This window comes from Streptomyces sp. CC208A, from assembly GCF_030010625.1.
Taxonomy (GTDB): Bacteria; Actinomycetota; Actinomycetes; order Streptomycetales; family Streptomycetaceae; genus Streptomyces.
The window spans coordinates 21,782-40,027 of the sequence record NZ_JASCXN010000022.1; the positions used below are offsets into that span (position 1 = coordinate 21,782).

Sequence of the window (18,246 nt, forward strand, 5' to 3'; positions counted from 1 at the left end):
ATGCGGGCGACTCCGCTCCCTGTGCCCCACCTGTCGAGCCTCAGCGCCGCTTGCGCCCCTCCCCGAGCAGCCCCGCCTTCCGCAGCGCATCCGCCATCGCGGAGTTCGCCGGCGCGGCGGCCTGGCCGCGACCCTGGCCCTGCCCCTGGCCGCGGCCCTGCCGCTGCTGGGGCGGCCGGCCGCCACGCTCGCGGCGCTGGCCGGAGGGGCCGCCGGGGGCCGCGTCGGACGCCGCCGCCGCGTCCTCCAGCCGCAACGTCAGCGAGATCCGCTTCCGCGGAATGTCGACGTCGAGCACCTTCACCTTCACCACGTCTCCCGGCTTCACCACGTCCCGCGGGTCCTTGACGAAGGTCTTCGACATCGCCGAGACGTGCACGAGACCGTCCTGGTGCACACCGACGTCCACGAACGCCCCGAACGCGGCCACGTTCGTCACCACGCCCTCCAGGACCATCCCCGGCGCGAGGTCGCCGATCTTCTCGACGCCTTCCTTGAAGGCGGCGGTCCTGAAGGCGGGACGCGGGTCGCGGCCGGGCTTCTCCAGCTCGCGCAGGATGTCGGTGACCGTCGGCAGACCGAAGGAGTCGTCGACGAAGTCGGCCGCGCGCAGCGAGCGCAGCGTCCCCGTGTCGCCGATCAGCGCGGCGACCTCGCCGCCGGTGGTCTTCGCCATCCGCCGCACCACCGGGTACGCCTCCGGGTGCACCGCCGAGGCGTCCAGCGGGTCGTCGCCGCCCCGGATGCGCAGGAAGCCCGCGCACTGCTCGTACGCCTTCGGGCCGAGCCTGGCCACATCCTTGAGCGCCTTGCGGGAGCGGAAGGGGCCGTTGGCGTCACGGTGCGCCACGATGTTCTCGGCGAGGCCGGCGCTGATCCCGGAGACCCGCGAAAGGAGCGGCGCGGAGGCGGTGTTGACGTCGACGCCGACACCGTTCACACAGTCCTCGACGACCGCGTCGAGCGAGCGGGAGAGCTTCGCCTCGGCGAGGTCGTGCTGGTACTGGCCGACGCCGATCGACTTCGGGTCGATCTTCACCAGCTCGGCCAGCGGGTCCTGGAGGCGGCGGGCGATCGACACCGCTCCGCGCAACGACACGTCCAGGCCGGGGAGTTCCTGCGAGGCGAAGGCGGAGGCCGAGTAGACCGAGGCGCCCGCCTCCGAGACCATCACCTTCGTCAGCTTCAACTCGGGGTGCTTGGCGAGGAGTTCACCGGCGAGCTTGTCGGTCTCACGGGAGGCCGTGCCGTTGCCGATGGCGATCAGCTCGACCGCGTGCTCCTTCGCGAGGCGCGCCAGCTTCGCCAGCGACTCGTCCCACTTGTTGGCCGGCACGTGCGGGTAGACGGTGTCGGTGGCGACGACCTTGCCGGTCGCGTCGACCACCGCCACCTTCACGCCGGTACGGAAACCGGGGTCGAGGCCCAGCGTCGCCCGGGTGCCCGCGGGGGCGGCGAGCAGCAGGTCCCGCAGGTTCGCCGCGAAGACCCGGACGGCCTCGTCCTCGGCGGCCGTCCGCAGCCGCAGCCGCAGGTCGATCCCCAGGTGCACGAGGATCCGGGTGCGCCAGGCCCAACGGACGGTGTCCTGGAGCCACTTGTCGGCGGGGCGGCCCCGGTCGGCGATGCCGAAGCGGTGCGCGACGATCGGCTCGTAGGAGGAGGGCCCTTCGGTGGGCTCCTCCGGCTCCAGGTCCAGGCTGAGCACGTCCTCCTTCTCGCCGCGCAGCATCGCGAGGACCCGGTGGGACGGCAGGGCGGTGAACGGCTCGGCGAAGTCGAAGTAGTCGGCGAACTTCGCGCCTTCCGTCTCCTTCCCCTCACGGACCTTCGCCACCAGCCGGCCCCGGCCCCACATCCGCTCGCGCAGCTCGCCGATGAGGTCGGCGTCCTCGGAGAACTTCTCGGTGAGGATCGCCCGCGCGCCCTCCAGGGCCGCCGCGGCGTCCGCGACGCCCTTGTCCGCGTCGACGAAGGCGGCCGCGGCGGCGGCCGGCTCCACCGACGGGTCGGCGAGCAGCCCCTCCGCCAGCGGTGCGAGCCCGGCCTCGCGGGCGATCTGGGCCTTGGTGCGCCGCTTCGGCTTGAACGGCAGGTAGATGTCCTCCAGGCGCGCCTTGGTGTCGGCGGCCAGGATCCGCGCCTGGAGCTCCTCCGTCAGCCTGCCCTGCTCGCGTACGGAGTCGAGGACCGCGGTCCGCCGGTCCTCCAGCTCCCGCAGGTAGCGCAGCCGCTCCTCCAGGGTGCGCAGCTGCGCGTCGTCGAGCATCTCGGTCGCTTCCTTGCGGTAGCGCGCGATGAACGGCACGGTGGAGCCGCCGTCGAGCAGCTCGACGGCCGCCTTCACCTGTCGCTCGCGTACGCCGAGCTCCTCGGCGATCCTTGCTTCGATGGACGTCGTCACGGTGTCCCGACTCGCCTTCTCGTGCCTGCTGCTTGCGAGTGCATTCTGCCGGGTCGGTCACCCGTGTGCGGCAACCGACCCGTCCCGTGCGCGCCGCGGCGCCCCGGCTCAGCCCTTGCCGATGAGGTCGGCGGGGTAGGCGCCCGCGCCCGCGGCGGCGACCAGGAAGCCGCGGCCCAGCTCGGTCAGCCGCTCCACGCCGGCCGCGCCCAGGTGCTCGTACGGGGCGGTGTCCAGGCGGTCCGTCGTCTCCTCCAGCTCCTCCCGCAGCCGGACGCCGTTCTCCGTCAGCTCGCCGTCCGCGTCGAGGAGCCCGCGCTCGCGCAGCCGCTCCCGGGCGGCCTCCCAGTCGGCGCGGCCCCAGCCCCGGGTGCCGAGGACCCAGCGTGGCGCCATGCCCTTGCCGGTGGCGGTGTGCGAGGCCAGCGCCTCGACGGGGTCGAGTCCGGCGGCGAGCAGGGCCGTCAGATGGCCGTCGCCGCGGTGCTCGCGCAGCAGGGTCGCCGCGTGCCAGTAGGCGAGGTGCGGTTCCGTGGGCACCGGCAGGTCGGCGTTGGCCGCGTACAGCGGGCGGGCGTGCCGGGTGCACGCCTCGGCGGCCCGCAGGGCGAGTACGGCGGCCTCGGCCATCTCCGGGGAGGTGACCGTCTCCTCGCCGAGCAGCCGGCGCAGGGTGGCGTCGACGGCCCGCAGCCGGGCGTCGAGGACGGTGCCGGGGGAGGCGGTCTCCCAGACGGCGGGCAGGTGCCGGGCCAGCAGCTCCCACTTGTAGTTGTAGAAGGTCGCGGCGACCGTGCCCGCGCCGACGGCGCCGAGCGGGGCGCTGCGGGCGGCGAGCCGCACGGCGGTGGGGTCGGTGAGGCCGAGCGCGCCGAACTCCCGGTCCAGGTCGGGGGAGAAGTACAGCGCGGAGTGGAGGGGGTTGAGGGCGTTGTGGCAGCGGCGCCCGGCCCGCGGCGGCAGCGAAGTCGTCATGGGAGCAGAACCTAACCGACTGCTTGGTACGGAGGGAATGCCCTTCTGCCCGCGATGGCGGGAAAGGTGGGGTTGTCGTCCTTGCGGCCACCCCGGCCGGGCCCGAAGGATGGAGGCATGACGCAGCGACCCGTCCTCGTCGTCCTCTTCGACGGCGTGCAGAGCCTCGACGTCACCGGCCCCGTCGAGGTCTTCCACGGCGCGGCCTGGGCCTCGGGCGCCGCCGAGGAGCCGTACCCGATCCGTACCGCCTCCCTGGACGGCGGTCCGGTCCGCACCGGCAGCGGTCTGCGGATCCTCCCCGACACCTCCCTGGAGGAGGCCGTCGCCGACGGGCCGCCGCACACCCTCCTCGTCCCCGGCGGCGAGGGTGCCCGGGAAGCCGACCCCGCCTTCGTCGACTGGCTGCGCGCCCACGGTCCGGACGCCGAGCGGCTGGTCTCGGTCTGCACCGGGGCGCTGCGGCTCGCCGAGGCGGGGCTTCTCGACGGGCACCGGGCCACCACCCACTGGATGGCCTGCGAGCACCTCGCCCGCCACCACCCCGGGGTCGACGTCGACCCCGATCCGATCTTCGTCAGGGACGGCCGGATCGCCACCTCCGCCGGGGTCACCGCGGGCATCGACCTGGCCCTCGCCCTGGTGGAGGAGGACCTGGGCCGGGAGGCGGCCCTCGCCATCGCCCGGATGCTCGTGGTCTTCCTCCGACGGCCGGGCAACCAGGCCCAGTTCAGCGTCCAGCTCGCCGCCCAGACCGCGCGCCGCGAACCGCTGCGCGACGTCCAGGCGTGGATCGCCGAGCATCCGGACGGCGATCTGTCGGTGGACCGGCTCGCCGCCCGTGCCCGGCTCTCGCCCCGCCACTTCGCCCGCGCCTTCCGCGCCGAGACCGGGGTCACCCCGGGCCGCTACGTCGACCGGATCCGCCTCGAACACGCCCGCAGGCTCCTGGAGGAGACCTCGCGCGGGGTCGAGGAGGTCTCCCGCGCGGCCGGCTACGGCACCCCCGAGGCGATGCGCCGCGCCTTCGTGAAGGCGCTCGGCACCGCCCCGGCCGACTACCGCCGCCGCTTCCACGCACCCGTCAGCTGAAAGGGATCGCCACCGTGCAGATCGCCGTCCTGCTCTTCGAGGGCTTCACCACGCTCGACGCCGTCGGCCCCTACGAACTCCTCGCCCGCCTCCCCGGCGCCCGGACCGTCTTCGTCGCGAAGGAGGCAGGACCGGTCCGCAACGACCAGGGCAGCCTCGCGCTCGTCGCCGACGCGTCCCTCGCCGAGATCCCGCACCCGGACATCGTGCTCGTCCCCGGCGGCCCGGAGACCCGCCGGGCGATGCACGACCCGGAGCTGCGGGAGTGGCTCCGTACCGCCGACTCCACCAGCACCTGGACCACCTCGGTCTGCACCGGCGCGCTGCTCCTCGGCGCCGCCGGGCTGCTCTCCGGCCGCCGGGCGGCCACCCACTGGCTGGCCCACGACGAGCTGCGCGCGCTGGGCGCCGAACCCACCGGCGAGCGGGTCGTCTTCGACGGCAAGTACGTGACGGCCGCCGGGGTCTCCTCCGGTATCGACATGGCCCTGCACCTGCTCGGCCGGATCGCCGGGGACGAGGCCGCCATGACCGTCCAGCTGCTCACCGAGTACGACCCCCAGCCCCCGTACGACGCCGGCTCCCCGCTCAAGGCCCCGGCCCACCTCGTGGAGCGGTGGCGGGGACAGCGGACCGAGGACCTCGCCCGGGGCTGAGCCCGGAGCCCGGCCGAGCCACGGAGCCCGTAGTACGAGGCGCGGAGCCCGTACGAGCCGCGGAGCCCGTACGAGCCGTGTGAAGCCCGTACGAGTCCCCAGCCCCGCCGAGCCTCAGAGCCCGTACGTGAAGCGGGGCGTCCGGCGCTCCAGGAAGGCGGCGACACCCTCCGCGGTGTCGCCGCTGCCGCGCGCCTGCGCGGCCCAGTGCGCGTCCCGGTCGAGGCGACCGTCGGCGAACTCCTTGGCCGCCGCCTGGGTGAGCAGCGAGCGGGAGGCCAGGATCCGGCAGAACTCCTCGACCCGCTTCGCCAGCCCCTCCGCCGGGTGGGCCTCGTCCACGAAGCCGGTCCGCAGCGCCCGCTCGGTGTCGATCAGCTCGCCGGAGAAGAGCAGGTACTTGGCGGTGGCCGGGCCCACCAGGGCGGCCAGCCGCCGGGTGGAGGAGGACGGGTAGACGATCCCGAGCTTCGCCGGGGTGATCCCGAAGAGGGCGCCCTCCGCCGCGAACCGCAGGTCGCAGGCGGCGGCGAGCTGGCTGCCGCCGCCGACGCAGTAGCCGCGGACGGCCGCGAGGGTCGGCTTGGGGAAGGCGGCGAGCGCCTCCTCGGCGCGGACCGCCAGCGTCTGCTGCTCGTCACCCGGTTCGCGCAGCGTCGAGATGTCGGCGCCGGCGCAGAAGGTGTCGCCCGCGCCGGTCAGCACCAGGACCCGGACGGCCGGGTCGGCGGCGAGGCGGTCGAGGACGCCGGGCAGCGACCGCCACATGCCGGCCGTCATCGCGTTGCGCTTGGCGGGGTTGCTGATGACGAGGGTGGCGATCCCGTCCCTGACGCCGTCGACGAGCCGCGGCTCCGTGGTCTCCATGGGCCGGATGCTATCCACCGGTGCCGAACGTACGATCAGGAAGGGGTCGTCAGGCAGCCGTACGAGGAGGCACGATGGTCAAGGAGACCGGGGACGACGGCCTCGACCCCGTCCAGGAGATGGCCCGCGAGGGCAAGAGGCTCGGCAGGAGTTTCGGCTGGCTGGCCGCGCTCGGCGTGATCCTGGTGATCTGCGGCGTCGTCGGCCTGTTCTACACCGGGTTCGCCACCCTGACCTCCATGTGGCTCTTCGGCTGGCTGCTGCTGATCGGCGGCCTGGTGGGCCTCCTCCAGGCGTTCCAGTCGCGGGGCACCAGCTACTTCTGGCTGGCGGCGGTGGTCGCGGCGGTGAACCTCGCGGCCGGATGCGTGGTCCTCCGTCACCCGGAGGCCACGGCCGAGGCGCTGACCATGTTCGCCGCCCTGCTCTTCCTCACCGGCGGCGTCTTCCGGCTGGTCGGCAGCGTGGTGGTGCGCGGCCCGCAGTTCGGCTGGACCCTGCTCCAGGGCGCCTTCGGGCTGCTCCTGGGGCTCCTGGTGCTCTTCGACTGGCCGGACAGCAGCCGGTACGTCCTCGGCTTCTTCTTCTCGCTGGCGCTGCTCTTCGACGGCCTCGGGCTGATCGCCATCGGCGTCGGCGGCCGGCGGATCGTCGGCCTGGTCACCCCGCAGCCGGAATCCGGGCCGGAGCCGGAGGCGGAACAGGTCACGGGAACACCCCCGGAGGCCCCCTCGGAAAACGCACAGGATCGGTCGGACACCTGAGGCAGGCATGCGGCACCGGTCAGAGGTGGTCGATAGGTGTCGACTTCTGGTCAGTAGGCCGGGAGACCCCTCCGGATTGCCAAGACTCGAAGCGTGGCGAGAATCGAGCACGAGGGTGGGAACCGGACCATGGAGACCCGCGGAGGTGTCCCCGCCCGGCCACCGTCCTATGAAGGAGTCTGGCGCTTCACCGCTCCCGCGGTCGACGTCTCCGTCCCCCAGGCCCGGCACGCGGTACGCGACCTGCTGGCCCGCCAGGGAGTTCCGGTCCACGAGGACATCCGGCACGGGCTGCTGCTGATCGTCTCCGAGCTGGTCACCAACGCCGTGCGGCACGCGGCGCTGCTCTCCCCGGAGATAGCGGTCGAGGTGGCGATCGGGCCGGAGTGGGTCAGGGTGTCCGTCGAGGACAACCACCCCTACCGGCCCAAGGCGCTGGAGGCGGACTACGGCCAGACCGGCGGACGGGGACTGCTCCTGGTGAAGGAGATCGCCCTGGAGTCGGGTGGCGCCTGCGACGTCGAGCACACCGCGGGCGGCGGAAAGATCATCTGGGCGGCGCTGCCCCTGACCCCGATGGCACCGGGGCCGGGGGCGGCGGAGGGCCGGGTCACCAGCCCCCGGCAGGACCCGTCAGCTCCCTGATCGCCGGACGCGCCGCGTCGAGCACCGTCATGAACCAGGCGGAGAACGGCGCGGTCGCGTGCCGCCCGGCCAGCTCGGCCGGGGTGACGAAGGCGTACTCCCCGATCTCCTCCGGGTCCGGCTCCGGCGTGGCCTGCACCAGGCCGACGAAGAGGTGGTTGAACTCCTGCTCCACCAGGCCCGACGCCGGGTCCGGGTGGTTGTAGCGGACCGTGCCGGCCTCGCCCATCAGGGTGGGGGAGACGCCCAGCTCCTCGAAGGTGCGCCGGGCGGCCGCCGCGAAGGGCGCCTCACCCGGATAGGGGTGGCCGCAGCAGGTGTTCGACCAGACGCCGGGGGAGTGGTACTTGCCGAGCGCCCGGCGCTGGAGCAGCAGCCGGCCCTCCTCGTCGAAGAGGAAGACCGAGAAGGCGCGGTGCAGCTGCCCGGGAGCCTGGTGGGCGGCGAGCTTCTCCGCCGTACCGATGGTGTTCCCGGCCTCGTCGACCAGCTCCAGCATGATCGGCTCCGGGGCGGCGGACGGCTCCGTGCCGTTCGACGAGAGCTTCGAGGCAAGCCCCGGCGCGATCTCGGCCGTGGTGCCCTGTGTGATCGGCATACCCATCCTTCGCTTCGGTCCTCGGCTCGTGGGGCCACCCCAGTCTGCCGTACAAAAGCGGCTTGTCCGCACTTCGGCGGCCGGAGCCCGCCGCTCCCACCGGACCGGAGTACACCGGCGCGAGGGAGCGGCGGGGGCCGTCAGGAGGGGGTCAGACCCCGAAAGCCGCCGGATAGGCGATCGTGCCCGCCGGAACCGGGCCGGAACCGTCCAGGACGAGCGCCATCATCGCCTCGTCCGGAACCTCGAAACCTGGCCTGATTCCATACTCGGACGCCCGTACGAAGCCGAACCGGGGGTAGTAATCCGGATGGCCGAGTACGAGCACGAGCCGCTCGCCGGCGAGCCGCGCCGCGTCGAGCACCGCCCGCGTGACCGCCTGCCCGGCCCCGGTCCGCCGGTGCTCCGGCGCCACCGAGACCGGCGCGAGCGCCGCCGCCGGCACCCCGCCCACCCGGCACCGGGTGATCAGGGCGTGCGCCGCGACCGAACCGTCCGGGGCCTGCGCCACCATCGAGAGCCCCGGCAGCCAGGCGTCCGGGTCGGCGCGCAGGGCGTCGACCAGCGCGGCCTCGGCCGGTGACCCGAAGGCCGCCGCGGTCAGGTCCCGTACGGCCGCGTGGTCGGCCTCCCGCTCCGGCCGGGTCGGCCAGCGGGGGTCGGCCGGGCGCAGCACGAAGCCCGCGTAGCCGTAGTCGCCGCCGTGGTCACGGCGGAGCGCGATCTCGGCGCGGGCGCCCGCCACGGCCTCCGCCATCCCCGGCACCGAGGTGTCGGCGGCGTCGGCGTGGGCGGCCAGCGGGACGTAGTACTCGTCCCAGTCGCCGTCGGGCTGGGTGAAGGTGCCGAGGACGTGGTACCCGGCCCCGACCGCCGCGGCGGAGAGCTCCGCGACCGTACGGAGCGGATAGTGCTCGTCCCAGAAGGCGCGGGCCTCCGGGGCGGGCGCGTCGGTGGTCCACACGCACTCGGTGAGGACCAGGACGCCTCCCGGCGCGAGGAGGCGGCGCCACTCGGCGAGCGCCCGGTCGAAGCCGAGCACGAAGACCGAGCTCTCGGCCCAGACCAGGTCGAAGGAGCCGTCGGGGAAGGGCAGCGCGCCCATGTCGCCCCGTACCGGGCGGACCGAGCCGGTGAGACCGCGCGCGGCGGCCGCCGCGCGCAGCTCGTCCAGGAACGGCTCGTGGGTGTCGACGGCCGTCACCTCGGCGTGCGCCTCGGCGGCCAGGAGCAGCGCGGAACGGCCGGGGCCGCAGCCCAGGTCGAGCACGCGCGGTCGCTCCGGGAGCCTCCCCGCGAGCGCGAGGAGACGGCGGGTGGTGGCGTCGGAGCCGGGACCCTGCCGCGGAAGACCGTGGTGCAGGGCGAAGAAGGCGTCGTGGGACGCGGTGGAAGCGGTGTCGGACAACGTGGAAACCCTTGTCGAGTGAAGTCGAGGAAGGGTCCCCGGCCGACGACGTGACGGGCCGGTGGAAGAACCGGGATCAGGTCAGCCGGAGACCCGGGAGCCGAAGCGGGACCGGGTGCGGCCGCGGGAAGCGGCCCTCGTCGCGACGGTCATCGACCTCAGCTCCTCTCGTACACGAGTCCGTACGGGGGAGGGTAACAGTCAGAGGCAGAGCTTGGCCTCGTGCGCGGCGTGCCCGGCCGGCTCCAGCTGGAAGGTGCAGTGCTCCACGTCGAAGTGGTCGCCCAGGCACCCCTGGAGGTCGTGGAGGATCTTCTCGTGGCCCACCGAGTCCAGCGCCTCGGCGTCCACCACCACGTGCGCGGAGAGGACCGGCATCCCGGAGGTGATCGTCCAGGCGTGCAGGTCGTGCACGTCCTCGACGCCCGGCAGGGCCAGGAGGTGCGCCCGTACCTCCGCCATGTCCACGCCCTTGGGCGCCGCCTCCAGGAGCACGTCCAGGGTCTCGCGCAGCAGCTTCACCGTGCGCGGCACGATCATCAGGCCGATGACCAGGGAGGCGATCGGGTCGGCGTACTGCCAGCCGGTCGTCAGGATGAGGACGGCGGCGACGATGACGGTCACCGAGCCGAGCGCGTCGGCCATCACCTCCAGATAGGCGCCCCGGACGTTCAGGCTCTCCTGCTGGCCCCGCATGAGCAGCGACAGCGAGACGATGTTGGCGACCAGACCGATCACGGCGAAGGTGATGGCGAGCCCGCCCTTGGTCTCGGCCGGCTCCATGAACCGCTGGATCGCCTCGTAGAGCACGTACCCGCCGACGCCGAGCAGCAGCAGACAGTTGGCGAGCGCCGCCAGGATCTCCGCCCGGGCGAAGCCGAAGGTGCGGTTGCCGGACGGGGGCCGGTTGGCGAAGTGGATCGCGAGCAGCGCCATCGCCAGACCGATCGCGTCCGTCGCCATGTGCGCCGCGTCGGCGATCAGCGCGAGCGAGTCGGCGAGCAGACCGCCGACGATCTCGATCACCATCACGGAGAGCGTGATCCCGAGCGCGATCCGCAACCGGTTGCGGTACGCGGCGCCCGCGGTACCGGTCGGCGGCGTCCCCCCGTGGCTGTGCCCGTGGTCGTGTCCAGCCCCCATGAGATGGCCTCCCAAGTCCTGTGTCGACGGTGCCCCGGGTCGCCAGTGAACTACGGGTGGGGGGTATGTGCAACACGGTACTGAACACCGTTGTCACTGTCCTGACCTGCAGTGATTCCCTTCCGGCCGCCATGTGGGCGATCACCTGCCGGAACGCCCGCCCAGGGGCCCGGTCCACCGGTTCGGAGGGCCGGGCGCCGATCACCGATGGTGATCACCCGGGAGCGCCGCGCACCCCGGCGGCGACGGGCGGGCCGGGGGGAGTCCGGCGGGCGAAGCCTCGGTGAACTCGTGCTCGGTTCATCCGATAGCCTCAGCCGACGTGTCGCCGCCCGGTGCCGGGGCGCACCGTCGCGCCCGGGGCCGTCAGGGCCCCGTCGGCCCTGCCCGTTCCAAGGAGTGAGTTCGTCTGTCGACCGCCATCCTCACCGGCCCGCCGGCACCCGGATCCTCGCTCGACGGTGATCTGCGGTCGCTCGGCTTCGACGTCCGCCGGGCCGCCGGCGCCGAGGAGGCCCGTACCCTCCTGGCCGCCGTCCCCGCGGGCGAGCGCGTCGCCCTCGTCGACTCCCGCTTCGTCGGGCACCTGCACGCCCTGCGCCTCGCGCTGACCGACCCCCGCTTCCCGGCCGGGGCCGTGCCCGGCGCGCTCACCGCGCAGCCCGAGGCCCGCCCGGCCCTCGCCCGCGCGCTGGCCGCCGCCCCGGCGCTCACCGCGCCGGGCGGCACCCCCGCGTCGGGACCGGACCTCACCGAGGCCGTCGCCGACGCCCTCGACGCCGACGGCGTCGCCGTGCACCGGCCGCAGCTCGGCACCCTCGTCGCCACCGTCCCCGCCGACGCCGAGGCCCGCCACGAGGCCCGCGCCGCCGTCGCCGCCGTCGACGACGAGGCCGTCCGCCTCCGCTCCGCCGTGAAGGCCCACGACGGCTTCTTCACCACCTTCTTCATCAGCCCCTACTCGCGGTACATCGCCCGCTGGTGCGCCCGCCGGGGTCTCACCCCCAACCAGGTCACCACCGCCTCGCTGCTCACCGCCCTGCTCGCGGCCGGCTGCGCGGCCACCGGAGAGCGCGGCGGCTACATCGCCGCCGGCGTCCTCCTGATCCTCTCCTTCGTCCTGGACTGCACCGACGGGCAGCTCGCCCGGTACGCGCTCAAGTACTCGACGATGGGCGCCTGGCTCGACGCCACCTTCGACCGCGCCAAGGAGTACGCCTTCTACGCCGGCCTCGCCCTCGGCGCGGCCCGGGGCGGCGACGACGTGTGGACGCTCGCGCTCGCCGCGATGATCCTCATGACCTGTCGCCACGTCGTGGACTTCTCCTTCAACGAGGCGAACGCCGAGAGCACGGGCGCCGCGGCGAAGACCAGCCTGGCCCTGTCCAGCCGGCTCGACAGCGTCGGCTGGACCGTCTGGGCCCGCCGCATGATCATCCTGCCGATCGGCGAGCGCTGGGCGATGATCGCCGTCCTCACCGCCGCCACCAGCCCCCGGACCGTCTTCTGGGCCCTGATCATCGGCTGCTCCTTCGCCGCCTGCTACACCACGGCGGGGCGCGTGCTGCGCTCGGTGAGGAGAAGGGGACCGCGTACCGACCGGGCCGCGCAGGCGCTGCACGACCTCACGGACGCGGGGCCGCTGTCCCGGCTCATGGCCCGGTTCTACGACTACAAGGGGCGCGGCGCCGGGAGCTTCTTCGCCGCCGTCGGTGCCGCGATGGTGCTCGCTTCGGCATGGCAGTGGCCGTTCGGTGACCGGCGGGTCGTGATCGCGGTCCTCGTCTACGCGGTCTTCTGGTCCGCCTTCGCCGTCTCCCGCCCCCTCAAGGGCGCGCTCGACTGGCTCGTCCCCCCGCTCTTCCGCGCCGCCGAGTACGGCACGATCCTGATCCTCGCGGTCAAGTCGGACGCCCCGCACGCCGTCCCCGCCGCATTCGGCCTGGTCGCGGCGGTCGCCTACCATCACTACGACACGGTGTACCGCATCCGCGGAGGCACCGGCGCGCCGCCCGCCTGGCTGGTGCGGACCACCGGCGGACACGAGGGGCGCACGCTCCTGGTGGCCGTCCTCGCCGCCCTCCTCGTGGACCGCGGCGACGACTTCACCCTGGCGCTCACCGCCCTGGCGTGCGCGCTCGCCCTCGTGGTGCTCGTGGAGTCCATCCGCTTCTGGGTCTCCTCCGGAGCACCCGCCGTTCACGACGAAGGAGAAACAGCATGATCGGCCTCGTTCTGGCAGCCGGTGCCGGACGGCGACTGCGCCCCTACACCGACACCCTCCCGAAGGCCCTCGTGCCCGTGGACGGCGACACCACCGTCCTCGACCTCACGCTGAAGAACTTCGCCGAGGTCGGCCTGACCGAGGTCGCGATCGTCGTCGGCTACCGCAAGGAGGCCGTCTACGCCCGCAAGGAGGCCCTGGAGGCGAAGTACGGCCTCTCTCTCACCCTGATCGACAACGACAAGGCCGAGGAGTGGAACAACGCCTACTCCCTGTGGTGCGCCCGTGAGGTCCTCAAGCGCGGTGTGATCCTCGCCAACGGCGACACCGTCCACCCGGTCTCCGTCGAGAAGACCCTCCTCGCCGCCCGCGGCAAGGGCCAGAAGATCATCCTCGCCCTCGACACGGTGAAGAAGCTCGCCGACGAGGAGATGAAGGTCGTCGTCGCCGAGGGCAAGGGCGTCCAGAAGATCACCAAGCTGATGGACCCGGCCGACGCCACCGGCGAGTACATCGGCGTCACCCTCATCGAGGCCGAGGCCGCCGAGGAGCTCGCCGACGCCCTGAAGGCCACCTTCGAGCGCGACCCCGACCTGTACTACGAGGACGGTTACCAGGAGCTCGTCAACCGCGGCTTCACCGTCGACGTCGAGCCCATCGGCGAGGTCTCCTGGGTGGAGATCGACAACCACGACGACCTCGCCAAGGGCCGGGAGATCGCGTGCCGGTACTGACCCGACTCATCCCGTCGCCGGTCGTCGTCGACATCCGCAGAGGAGCGCTGGACGACCTGTCCGCGCTCCTCGCGGACCAGCGGATCTCCAGCAACGGCAAGATCGCCGTCGCGATCAGCGGCGGCTCCGGCCTCAAGCTGCGCGACCAGTTCGCCCCCGAGCTGCCCGGCGCCGACTGGTACACCGTCTCCGGCGGCACCATCGACGAGGCGGTCAAGCTCGCCGACGCCATGCGCGGCAAGCGGTACGACGCCGTGGTCGCCCTCGGCGGCGGCAAGATCATCGACGTGACGAAGTACGCGGCGGCCCGGGTCGGGCTGCCGTTGGTGGCCATAGCCACCAACCTGTCGCACGACGGCATCTGCTCGCCGATCTCCACCCTGGACAACGACAACGGGCGCGGTTCCTACGGCGTTCCCACCCCGATCGCGCTGGTCATCGACCTCGACGTGATCCGGGACGCCCCGATCCGCTTCGTCCGCTCCGGCATCGGCGACGCGATCTCCAACGTCTCCGCCCTCGCGGACTGGGAGCTCTCCCACCGCGAGACCGGCGAGAAGATCGACGGGCTCGCCGCCGCCATGGCCCGCAGCGCGGGCGAGGCGGTCCTCCGGCACCCCGGCGGCGTCGGCGACGACGACTTCCTCGTCACCCTCTCCGAGGGGCTGGTGATGTCCGGCATCGCCATGTCCATCAGTGGCGACAGCCGCCCCTCCTCGGGCGCCTGCCACGAGATCAGCCACGCCTTCGACCTGCTCTTCCCGGCCCGCGCCGCCAGCCACGGCGAGCAGTGCGGCCTCGGCGCGGCCTTCGCGATGCACCTGCGCGGCGCCCAGGAGGAGTCCGTCGTCATCGTGGAGACCCTGCGCCGGCACGGGCTGCCCGTGCTGCCGGAGGAGATGGGCTTCACGGTCGACGAGTTCGTCCAGGCCGTGGAGTTCGCCCCGCAGACCCGGCCGGGCCGGTTCACCATCCTGGAACACCTCGACCTGTCCACCGACGAGATCAGGGACGCGTACGCCGACTATGCCAAAGCCATCGGTAGCTGAGCTCCGCCCGGTCGTCCACCCGCCGGGTGTGAAGGACCGGCGGAGCGGCGAGCACTGGGGCGGCCGCCTCTACATGCGGGAGATCTCCCTCAGGATCACCCGCCACCTGGCGAACACCCGGGTCACGCCCAACCAGCTGACGTACCTGATGACCCTGGCCGGCGTCCTCGCCGCCCCGGCCCTTCTGGTGCCGGGCGTGTGGGGCGCCGTGCTCGGCGTCGTCGCGGTGCAGCTGTACCTGCTGCTCGACTGTGTCGACGGCGAGCTGGCCCGCTGGAAGAAGCAGTACTCGTTGGCCGGCGTCTACCTGGACCGGGTCGGCGCCTACCTGTGCGACGCGGCCGTGCTCGTCGGCTTCGGCCTGCGCGCCGCCGACCCGTGGGGCGAGGGCGGCCCCGACTGGCTGTGGGCCTTCCTCGGCACCCTGGCCGCGCTCGGCGCCATCCTGATCAAGGCCGAGACCGACCTGGTCGGTGTCGCCCGCCACCAGAACGGCATGCCCCCGGTGCAGGAGGCGGCCTCCGAGCCCCGCTCCTCCGGCATGGCGCTGGCCCGCCGGGCCGCCGCCGCGCTCAAGTTCCACCGGCTGATCCTCGGGATCGAGGCCTCCCTGCTGATCCTGGTCCTGGCCTTCGTCGACCAGGCGCGGGGCGACCTCTTCTTCTCCCGGCTCGGCGTCGCCGTCCTCGCCGGCATCGCCCTGCTCCAGACCCTGCTGCACCTCGTCTCGGTCCTGGCGTCCAGCAGACTGAAGTAGAAGCACCGGGGCCCGCCGCCCGCCGGGAAGATCGCCCGGCGTCCCGGCGGGCCCCCCGGATGGCGTACGGTGAGGCGGCGGACCCGGTGCCGGGGGCCGCCCACCGGTCAGCTGACATCGCGGCACCCCCACGTGCCGCACATCGTGAACACGGAAGTTTCGACTGTGAGTGACATTCACCAGGGCGGGGCGGTCGCGACGAGCGCGCCTCCGACCTCCGTCGACGCGGGCCTGTCCCCGGGCGACCTCGCCGCCAAGTACGGCCTCGCGGTCAGCGGCGCCCGGCCCCGCCTGGGCGAGTACGTCCGCCAGCTGTGGGGCCACCGCCACTTCATCATGGCCTTCTCCTCGGCGAAGCTCACCGCCCAGTACAGCCAGGCCAAGCTCGGGCAGATCTGGCAGGTGGCGACCCCGCTGCTCAACGCCCTGATCTACTTCCTGATCTTCGGGGTGATCCTGGGCGCCAGCAGGGGCATGGAGAAGGACGTCTACATCCCCTTCCTGGTCACCGGCATCTTCGTGTTCACCTTCACGCAGAGCTCCGTCATGGCCGGCGTACGGGCGATCTCCGGCAACCTCGGACTGGTCCGCGCCCTGCACTTCCCGCGCGCCAGCCTCCCCATCAGCTTCTCGATCCAGCAGCTCCAGCAGCTGCTCTACTCGATGATCGTGCTCGTCGCGATCGTGATGGTCACCGGCAGCTACCCCTCGCTCAGCTGGCTGCTCGTGATCCCGGCGCTCCTCCTGCAGTTCGTGTTCAACGTGGGCCTCGCCCTGATCATGGCCCGGGCCGGCGCCAAGACCCCCGACCTCGCCCAGCTGATGCCCTTCGTCATGCGGACCTGGATGTACGCCTCCGGCGTCATGTTCTCGATCCCCGTGATGCTCTCGGACAAGCCGCAGTGGATCGCGGACATCCTCATGTACAACCCGGCGGCGGTCTACATGGACCTCATGCGCTTCGCCCTCATCGACGGCTACACCGCCGCGAACCTGCCCGACCACGTCTGGGCCACCGGCCTCGCCTGGGCCCTGCTCTTCGGCATCGGCGGCTTCGTCTACTTCTGGAAGGCAGAGGAGAGGTACGGCCGTGGCTGACACCGTCCAGGGCGCGCAGGTGCCCACCGTCATCTGCGACGACGTCCACATCGTCTACCGGGTCAACGCCGGCGGCGGAGGCAAGGGCAGCGCCACCGCGGCCCTCAGCCGGATCGTCGGCCGGGGCAAGGCCGAGATCAACCGGGGCGTCCGCAAGGTGCACGCCGTCCGCGGCGTCACCTTCACCGCCTACCGCGGCGAGGCCATCGGCCTCATCGGCACCAACGGCTCCGGCAAGTCCACCCTGCTGCGCGCCATCGCCGGCCTGCTCCCCACCGAGAGCGGCAAGGTCTACACCGACGGCCAGCCCTCGCTCCTCGGCGTCAACGCGGCCCTGATGAACGACCTCACCGGCGAGCGCAACGTCATCCTCGGCGGCCTCGCCATGGGCATGAGCCGCGAGGAGATCCACGCGCGGTATCAGGACATCGTCGACTTCTCCGGGATCAACGACAAGGGCGACTTCATCAGCCTGCCCATGCGCACCTACTCCTCCGGCATGGGCGCCCGGCTCCGCTTCGCCATCGCCGCTGCCAAGAACCACGACGTGCTCCTCATCGACGAGGCGCTCGCCACCGGCGACCGCAAGTTCCAGATCCGCTCCGAGGAGCGCATCCGCGAGCTGCGCAAGGAGGCCGGCACGGTCTTCCTGGTCAGTCACAGCAACAAGTCCATCCGGGACACCTGCGACCGGGTGCTCTGGCTGGAGAAGGGCCAGCTCCTGATGGACGGCCCGGCCGACGAGGTCCTCAAGGCGTACGAGCGCGAGACCGCCCGCTGACAGAGGCACCGAACGCCCCCCACCGCCCCGGTGGGGGGCGTTCCGGCCCACCCGTCTCCCACCACCGCCCTTGCCGGAAGGTGCTGCGCACCAGCCCCTCCTGACGCCTGTCCGGCTCCCCGCTGGAATGTTCATGCGGTCAACATCGGGCAGGATGTGCCCATGACGGCGATCTCGGGAGGAAAGACCTACCACCACGGCGATCTGCGCAACGCCCTGATCTGCGCGGCCGTCGACCTCGCCACCGAGGGCGGCCCCGAACGGGTCGTCCTGCGCGAGGCCGCCCGCCGGGTCGGCGTCTCGCCCACCGCCGCCTACCGGCACTTCGAGGGCCGCGGCGAACTGCTCCGTACCGTCCGCACCCACGCCAGGACCCGGCTCGCCGAGGCCATGGAGCGGGCCGCCGCCCGCGAGCCCGGCGCCGACGACCCCGCCCTCGCCGCCGAGCGCCGGCTCGCCGCCCTCTGCCGCGGCTACGTCGGCTTCGCCGTCGAGCACCCCGGCCTCTACCGCGCCGCCTTCGGCGCCGTCCGCCCCGCCGGGGACCCGCCGGCCGACGGCGCCGCGTCCCCGGAACCCGAGATCCGCGCCTTCACCCTCCTCAAGGAGGCCCTGGAAGCCCTCGACCGGGCCGGCGGGCGCAGGTCCGCCGCCGGGGCCGCCGCCTGGTCCGCCGTGCACGGCCTCTCACTGCTCCTCCTCGAAGGCCCGCTGCGCCGGCTCTCCGCCCGCCGCCGCGACGACGTGGTCGAGACGACCCTCGCCATGGTCGTCTCCGGCGCCCGCTGATTCCCCGGGCCGCATCGGCACAGGTCAGCCCCGCCCGCACACCCCGCGTGGCGGAAGACCCCCCGAATGGCGACATCCCTCCTACGACGTAAGCTGTACCGGTCTGATCAACATCGCCCTCGGCGCCCCCGGAATGTCCGGGGGGTGCGCGCTCCGCGTGCGGCGGCGTGTCCGAAATAGGATGGATTGGATCGGCAGTGTAGAACGGGAGACATGACGGCCATGACGCAGAATCTCCAGCTTCCCGTGGGTGTCGCCGTCT

At 72.9% G+C, this 18,246-nt stretch carries 17 protein-coding genes; 11 read left to right on the forward strand and 6 right to left on the reverse strand.

The window, feature by feature from the left end; translation table 11 throughout:
* Positions 1-40 precede the first annotated feature (40 nt).
* Both QK442_RS22770 and QK442_RS22775 read right to left on the reverse strand, forming a co-directional pair.
* Entirely contained in the window at positions 41-2,404 is a 2,364-nt protein-coding gene (locus tag QK442_RS22770; protein WP_282695883.1) for a Tex family protein, read from the reverse strand.
* Between the two features lie 108 nt (positions 2,405-2,512).
* Positions 2,513-3,379 (reverse strand): hypothetical protein, encoded by an 867-nt coding sequence (locus tag QK442_RS22775; protein WP_282695884.1) that lies wholly within the window; start codon positions 3,377-3,379, stop codon positions 2,513-2,515.
* Positions 3,380-3,496: 117 nt separating this feature from the next.
* Between QK442_RS22775 and QK442_RS22780 the strand changes: the two genes are divergently transcribed.
* The gene (locus QK442_RS22780; protein ID WP_282695885.1) at positions 3,497-4,471 is read left to right on the forward strand and encodes a GlxA family transcriptional regulator; all 975 of its coding nucleotides are present in this window, start codon (positions 3,497-3,499) and stop codon (positions 4,469-4,471) included.
* A 14-nt stretch (positions 4,472-4,485) separates the two neighbouring features.
* Positions 4,486-5,127 carry a DJ-1/PfpI family protein gene (locus tag QK442_RS22785; protein WP_282695886.1) on the forward strand — a complete coding sequence of 214 codons (642 nt, stop codon included), beginning with the start codon at positions 4,486-4,488 and terminating at the stop codon, positions 5,125-5,127.
* A gap of 114 nt (positions 5,128-5,241) precedes the next feature.
* On the opposite strand, the gene QK442_RS22790 is transcribed toward QK442_RS22785, so the two are convergent.
* Positions 5,242-5,994, reverse strand: a complete 753-nt coding sequence (locus QK442_RS22790) for an enoyl-CoA hydratase/isomerase family protein (protein ID WP_282695887.1) — start codon at positions 5,992-5,994, stop codon at positions 5,242-5,244.
* A gap of 74 nt (positions 5,995-6,068) precedes the next feature.
* Here QK442_RS22790 and QK442_RS22795 point away from each other — a divergent pair, with 74 nt between their 5' ends.
* Together QK442_RS22795 and QK442_RS22800 are read left to right on the forward strand one after the other, a co-directional pair.
* The gene (locus tag QK442_RS22795; RefSeq protein WP_282695888.1) at positions 6,069-6,758 is read left to right on the forward strand and encodes a DUF308 domain-containing protein; all 690 of its coding nucleotides are present in this window, start codon (positions 6,069-6,071) and stop codon (positions 6,756-6,758) included.
* A gap of 129 nt (positions 6,759-6,887) precedes the next feature.
* Positions 6,888-7,403: an ATP-binding protein gene (locus tag QK442_RS22800; protein ID WP_282695969.1), complete on the forward strand. Its 516-nt coding sequence runs from the start codon at positions 6,888-6,890 to the stop codon at positions 7,401-7,403.
* On the opposite strand, the gene idi is transcribed toward QK442_RS22800, so the two are convergent.
* From idi to QK442_RS22815, 3 genes are all read right to left on the reverse strand, one after another.
* Complete coding sequence (gene idi, locus QK442_RS22805) at positions 7,369-7,902, reverse strand: isopentenyl-diphosphate Delta-isomerase (RefSeq protein ID WP_282695970.1); 534 nt, start codon at positions 7,900-7,902, stop codon at positions 7,369-7,371. The genes QK442_RS22800 and idi overlap by 35 nt on opposite strands.
* Before the next feature lie 250 nt (positions 7,903-8,152).
* Complete coding sequence (locus tag QK442_RS22810) at positions 8,153-9,409, reverse strand: bifunctional class I SAM-dependent methyltransferase/N-acetyltransferase (RefSeq protein WP_282695889.1); 1,257 nt, start codon at positions 9,407-9,409, stop codon at positions 8,153-8,155.
* Between the two features lie 201 nt (positions 9,410-9,610).
* Positions 9,611-10,552: a cation diffusion facilitator family transporter gene (locus QK442_RS22815; RefSeq protein ID WP_282695890.1), complete on the reverse strand. Its 942-nt coding sequence runs from the start codon at positions 10,550-10,552 to the stop codon at positions 9,611-9,613.
* A 409-nt stretch (positions 10,553-10,961) separates the two neighbouring features.
* Here QK442_RS22815 and QK442_RS22820 point away from each other — a divergent pair, with 409 nt between their 5' ends.
* The 7 genes from QK442_RS22820 to QK442_RS22850 all read left to right on the forward strand — a co-directional run bounded on the left by QK442_RS22820 (position 10,962) and on the right by QK442_RS22850 (position 17,984).
* Positions 10,962-12,776 (forward strand): DUF5941 domain-containing protein, encoded by a 1,815-nt coding sequence (locus tag QK442_RS22820; RefSeq protein ID WP_282695971.1) that lies wholly within the window; start codon positions 10,962-10,964, stop codon positions 12,774-12,776.
* Positions 12,773-13,510: a phosphocholine cytidylyltransferase family protein gene (locus QK442_RS22825; RefSeq protein ID WP_282695891.1), complete on the forward strand. Its 738-nt coding sequence runs from the start codon at positions 12,773-12,775 to the stop codon at positions 13,508-13,510. The genes QK442_RS22820 and QK442_RS22825 overlap by 4 nt, the downstream gene beginning before the upstream one ends.
* Entirely contained in the window at positions 13,498-14,559 is a 1,062-nt protein-coding gene (locus QK442_RS22830) for an iron-containing alcohol dehydrogenase family protein (protein WP_282695892.1), read from the forward strand. Before QK442_RS22825 ends, QK442_RS22830 begins: the two co-directional genes overlap by 13 nt.
* A complete protein-coding gene (locus tag QK442_RS22835; protein WP_282695893.1) occupies positions 14,537-15,316 on the forward strand; it encodes a CDP-alcohol phosphatidyltransferase family protein in 780 nt (259 codons plus the stop codon). Before QK442_RS22830 ends, QK442_RS22835 begins: the two co-directional genes overlap by 23 nt.
* Before the next feature lie 231 nt (positions 15,317-15,547).
* Positions 15,548-16,414: an ABC transporter permease gene (locus QK442_RS22840; RefSeq protein WP_282695972.1), complete on the forward strand. Its 867-nt coding sequence runs from the start codon at positions 15,548-15,550 to the stop codon at positions 16,412-16,414.
* Positions 16,407-17,195: an ABC transporter ATP-binding protein gene (locus QK442_RS22845; RefSeq protein ID WP_282695894.1), complete on the forward strand. Its 789-nt coding sequence runs from the start codon at positions 16,407-16,409 to the stop codon at positions 17,193-17,195. Before QK442_RS22840 ends, QK442_RS22845 begins: the two co-directional genes overlap by 8 nt.
* Before the next feature lie 162 nt (positions 17,196-17,357).
* Entirely contained in the window at positions 17,358-17,984 is a 627-nt protein-coding gene (locus tag QK442_RS22850) for a TetR/AcrR family transcriptional regulator (RefSeq protein ID WP_282695895.1), read from the forward strand.
* Positions 17,985-18,246 lie beyond the last annotated feature (262 nt).

What these genes read in the sequence shown, in the direction of transcription:
- QK442_RS22775 (WP_282695884.1), bottom strand. Translation starts at nt 3,379, where the DNA reads ATGACGACTTCGCTGCCGCCGCGGGCCGGGCGCCGCTGCCACAACGCC.
- QK442_RS22780 (WP_282695885.1), top strand. Translation starts at nt 3,497, where the DNA reads ATGACGCAGCGACCCGTCCTCGTCGTCCTCTTCGACGGCGTGCAGAGC.
- QK442_RS22790 (WP_282695887.1), bottom strand. Translation starts at nt 5,994, where the DNA reads ATGGAGACCACGGAGCCGCGGCTCGTCGACGGCGTCAGGGACGGGATC.
- QK442_RS22795 (WP_282695888.1), top strand. Translation starts at nt 6,069, where the DNA reads ATGGTCAAGGAGACCGGGGACGACGGCCTCGACCCCGTCCAGGAGATG.
- QK442_RS22800 (WP_282695969.1), top strand. Translation starts at nt 6,888, where the DNA reads ATGGAGACCCGCGGAGGTGTCCCCGCCCGGCCACCGTCCTATGAAGGA.
- idi (WP_282695970.1), bottom strand. Translation starts at nt 7,902, where the DNA reads ATGCTGGAGCTGGTCGACGAGGCCGGGAACACCATCGGTACGGCGGAG.
- QK442_RS22815 (WP_282695890.1), bottom strand. Translation starts at nt 10,552, where the DNA reads ATGGGGGCTGGACACGACCACGGGCACAGCCACGGGGGGACGCCGCCG.
- QK442_RS22825 (WP_282695891.1), top strand. Translation starts at nt 12,773, where the DNA reads ATGATCGGCCTCGTTCTGGCAGCCGGTGCCGGACGGCGACTGCGCCCC.
- QK442_RS22835 (WP_282695893.1), top strand. Translation starts at nt 14,537, where the DNA reads ATGCCAAAGCCATCGGTAGCTGAGCTCCGCCCGGTCGTCCACCCGCCG.
- QK442_RS22850 (WP_282695895.1), top strand. Translation starts at nt 17,358, where the DNA reads ATGACGGCGATCTCGGGAGGAAAGACCTACCACCACGGCGATCTGCGC.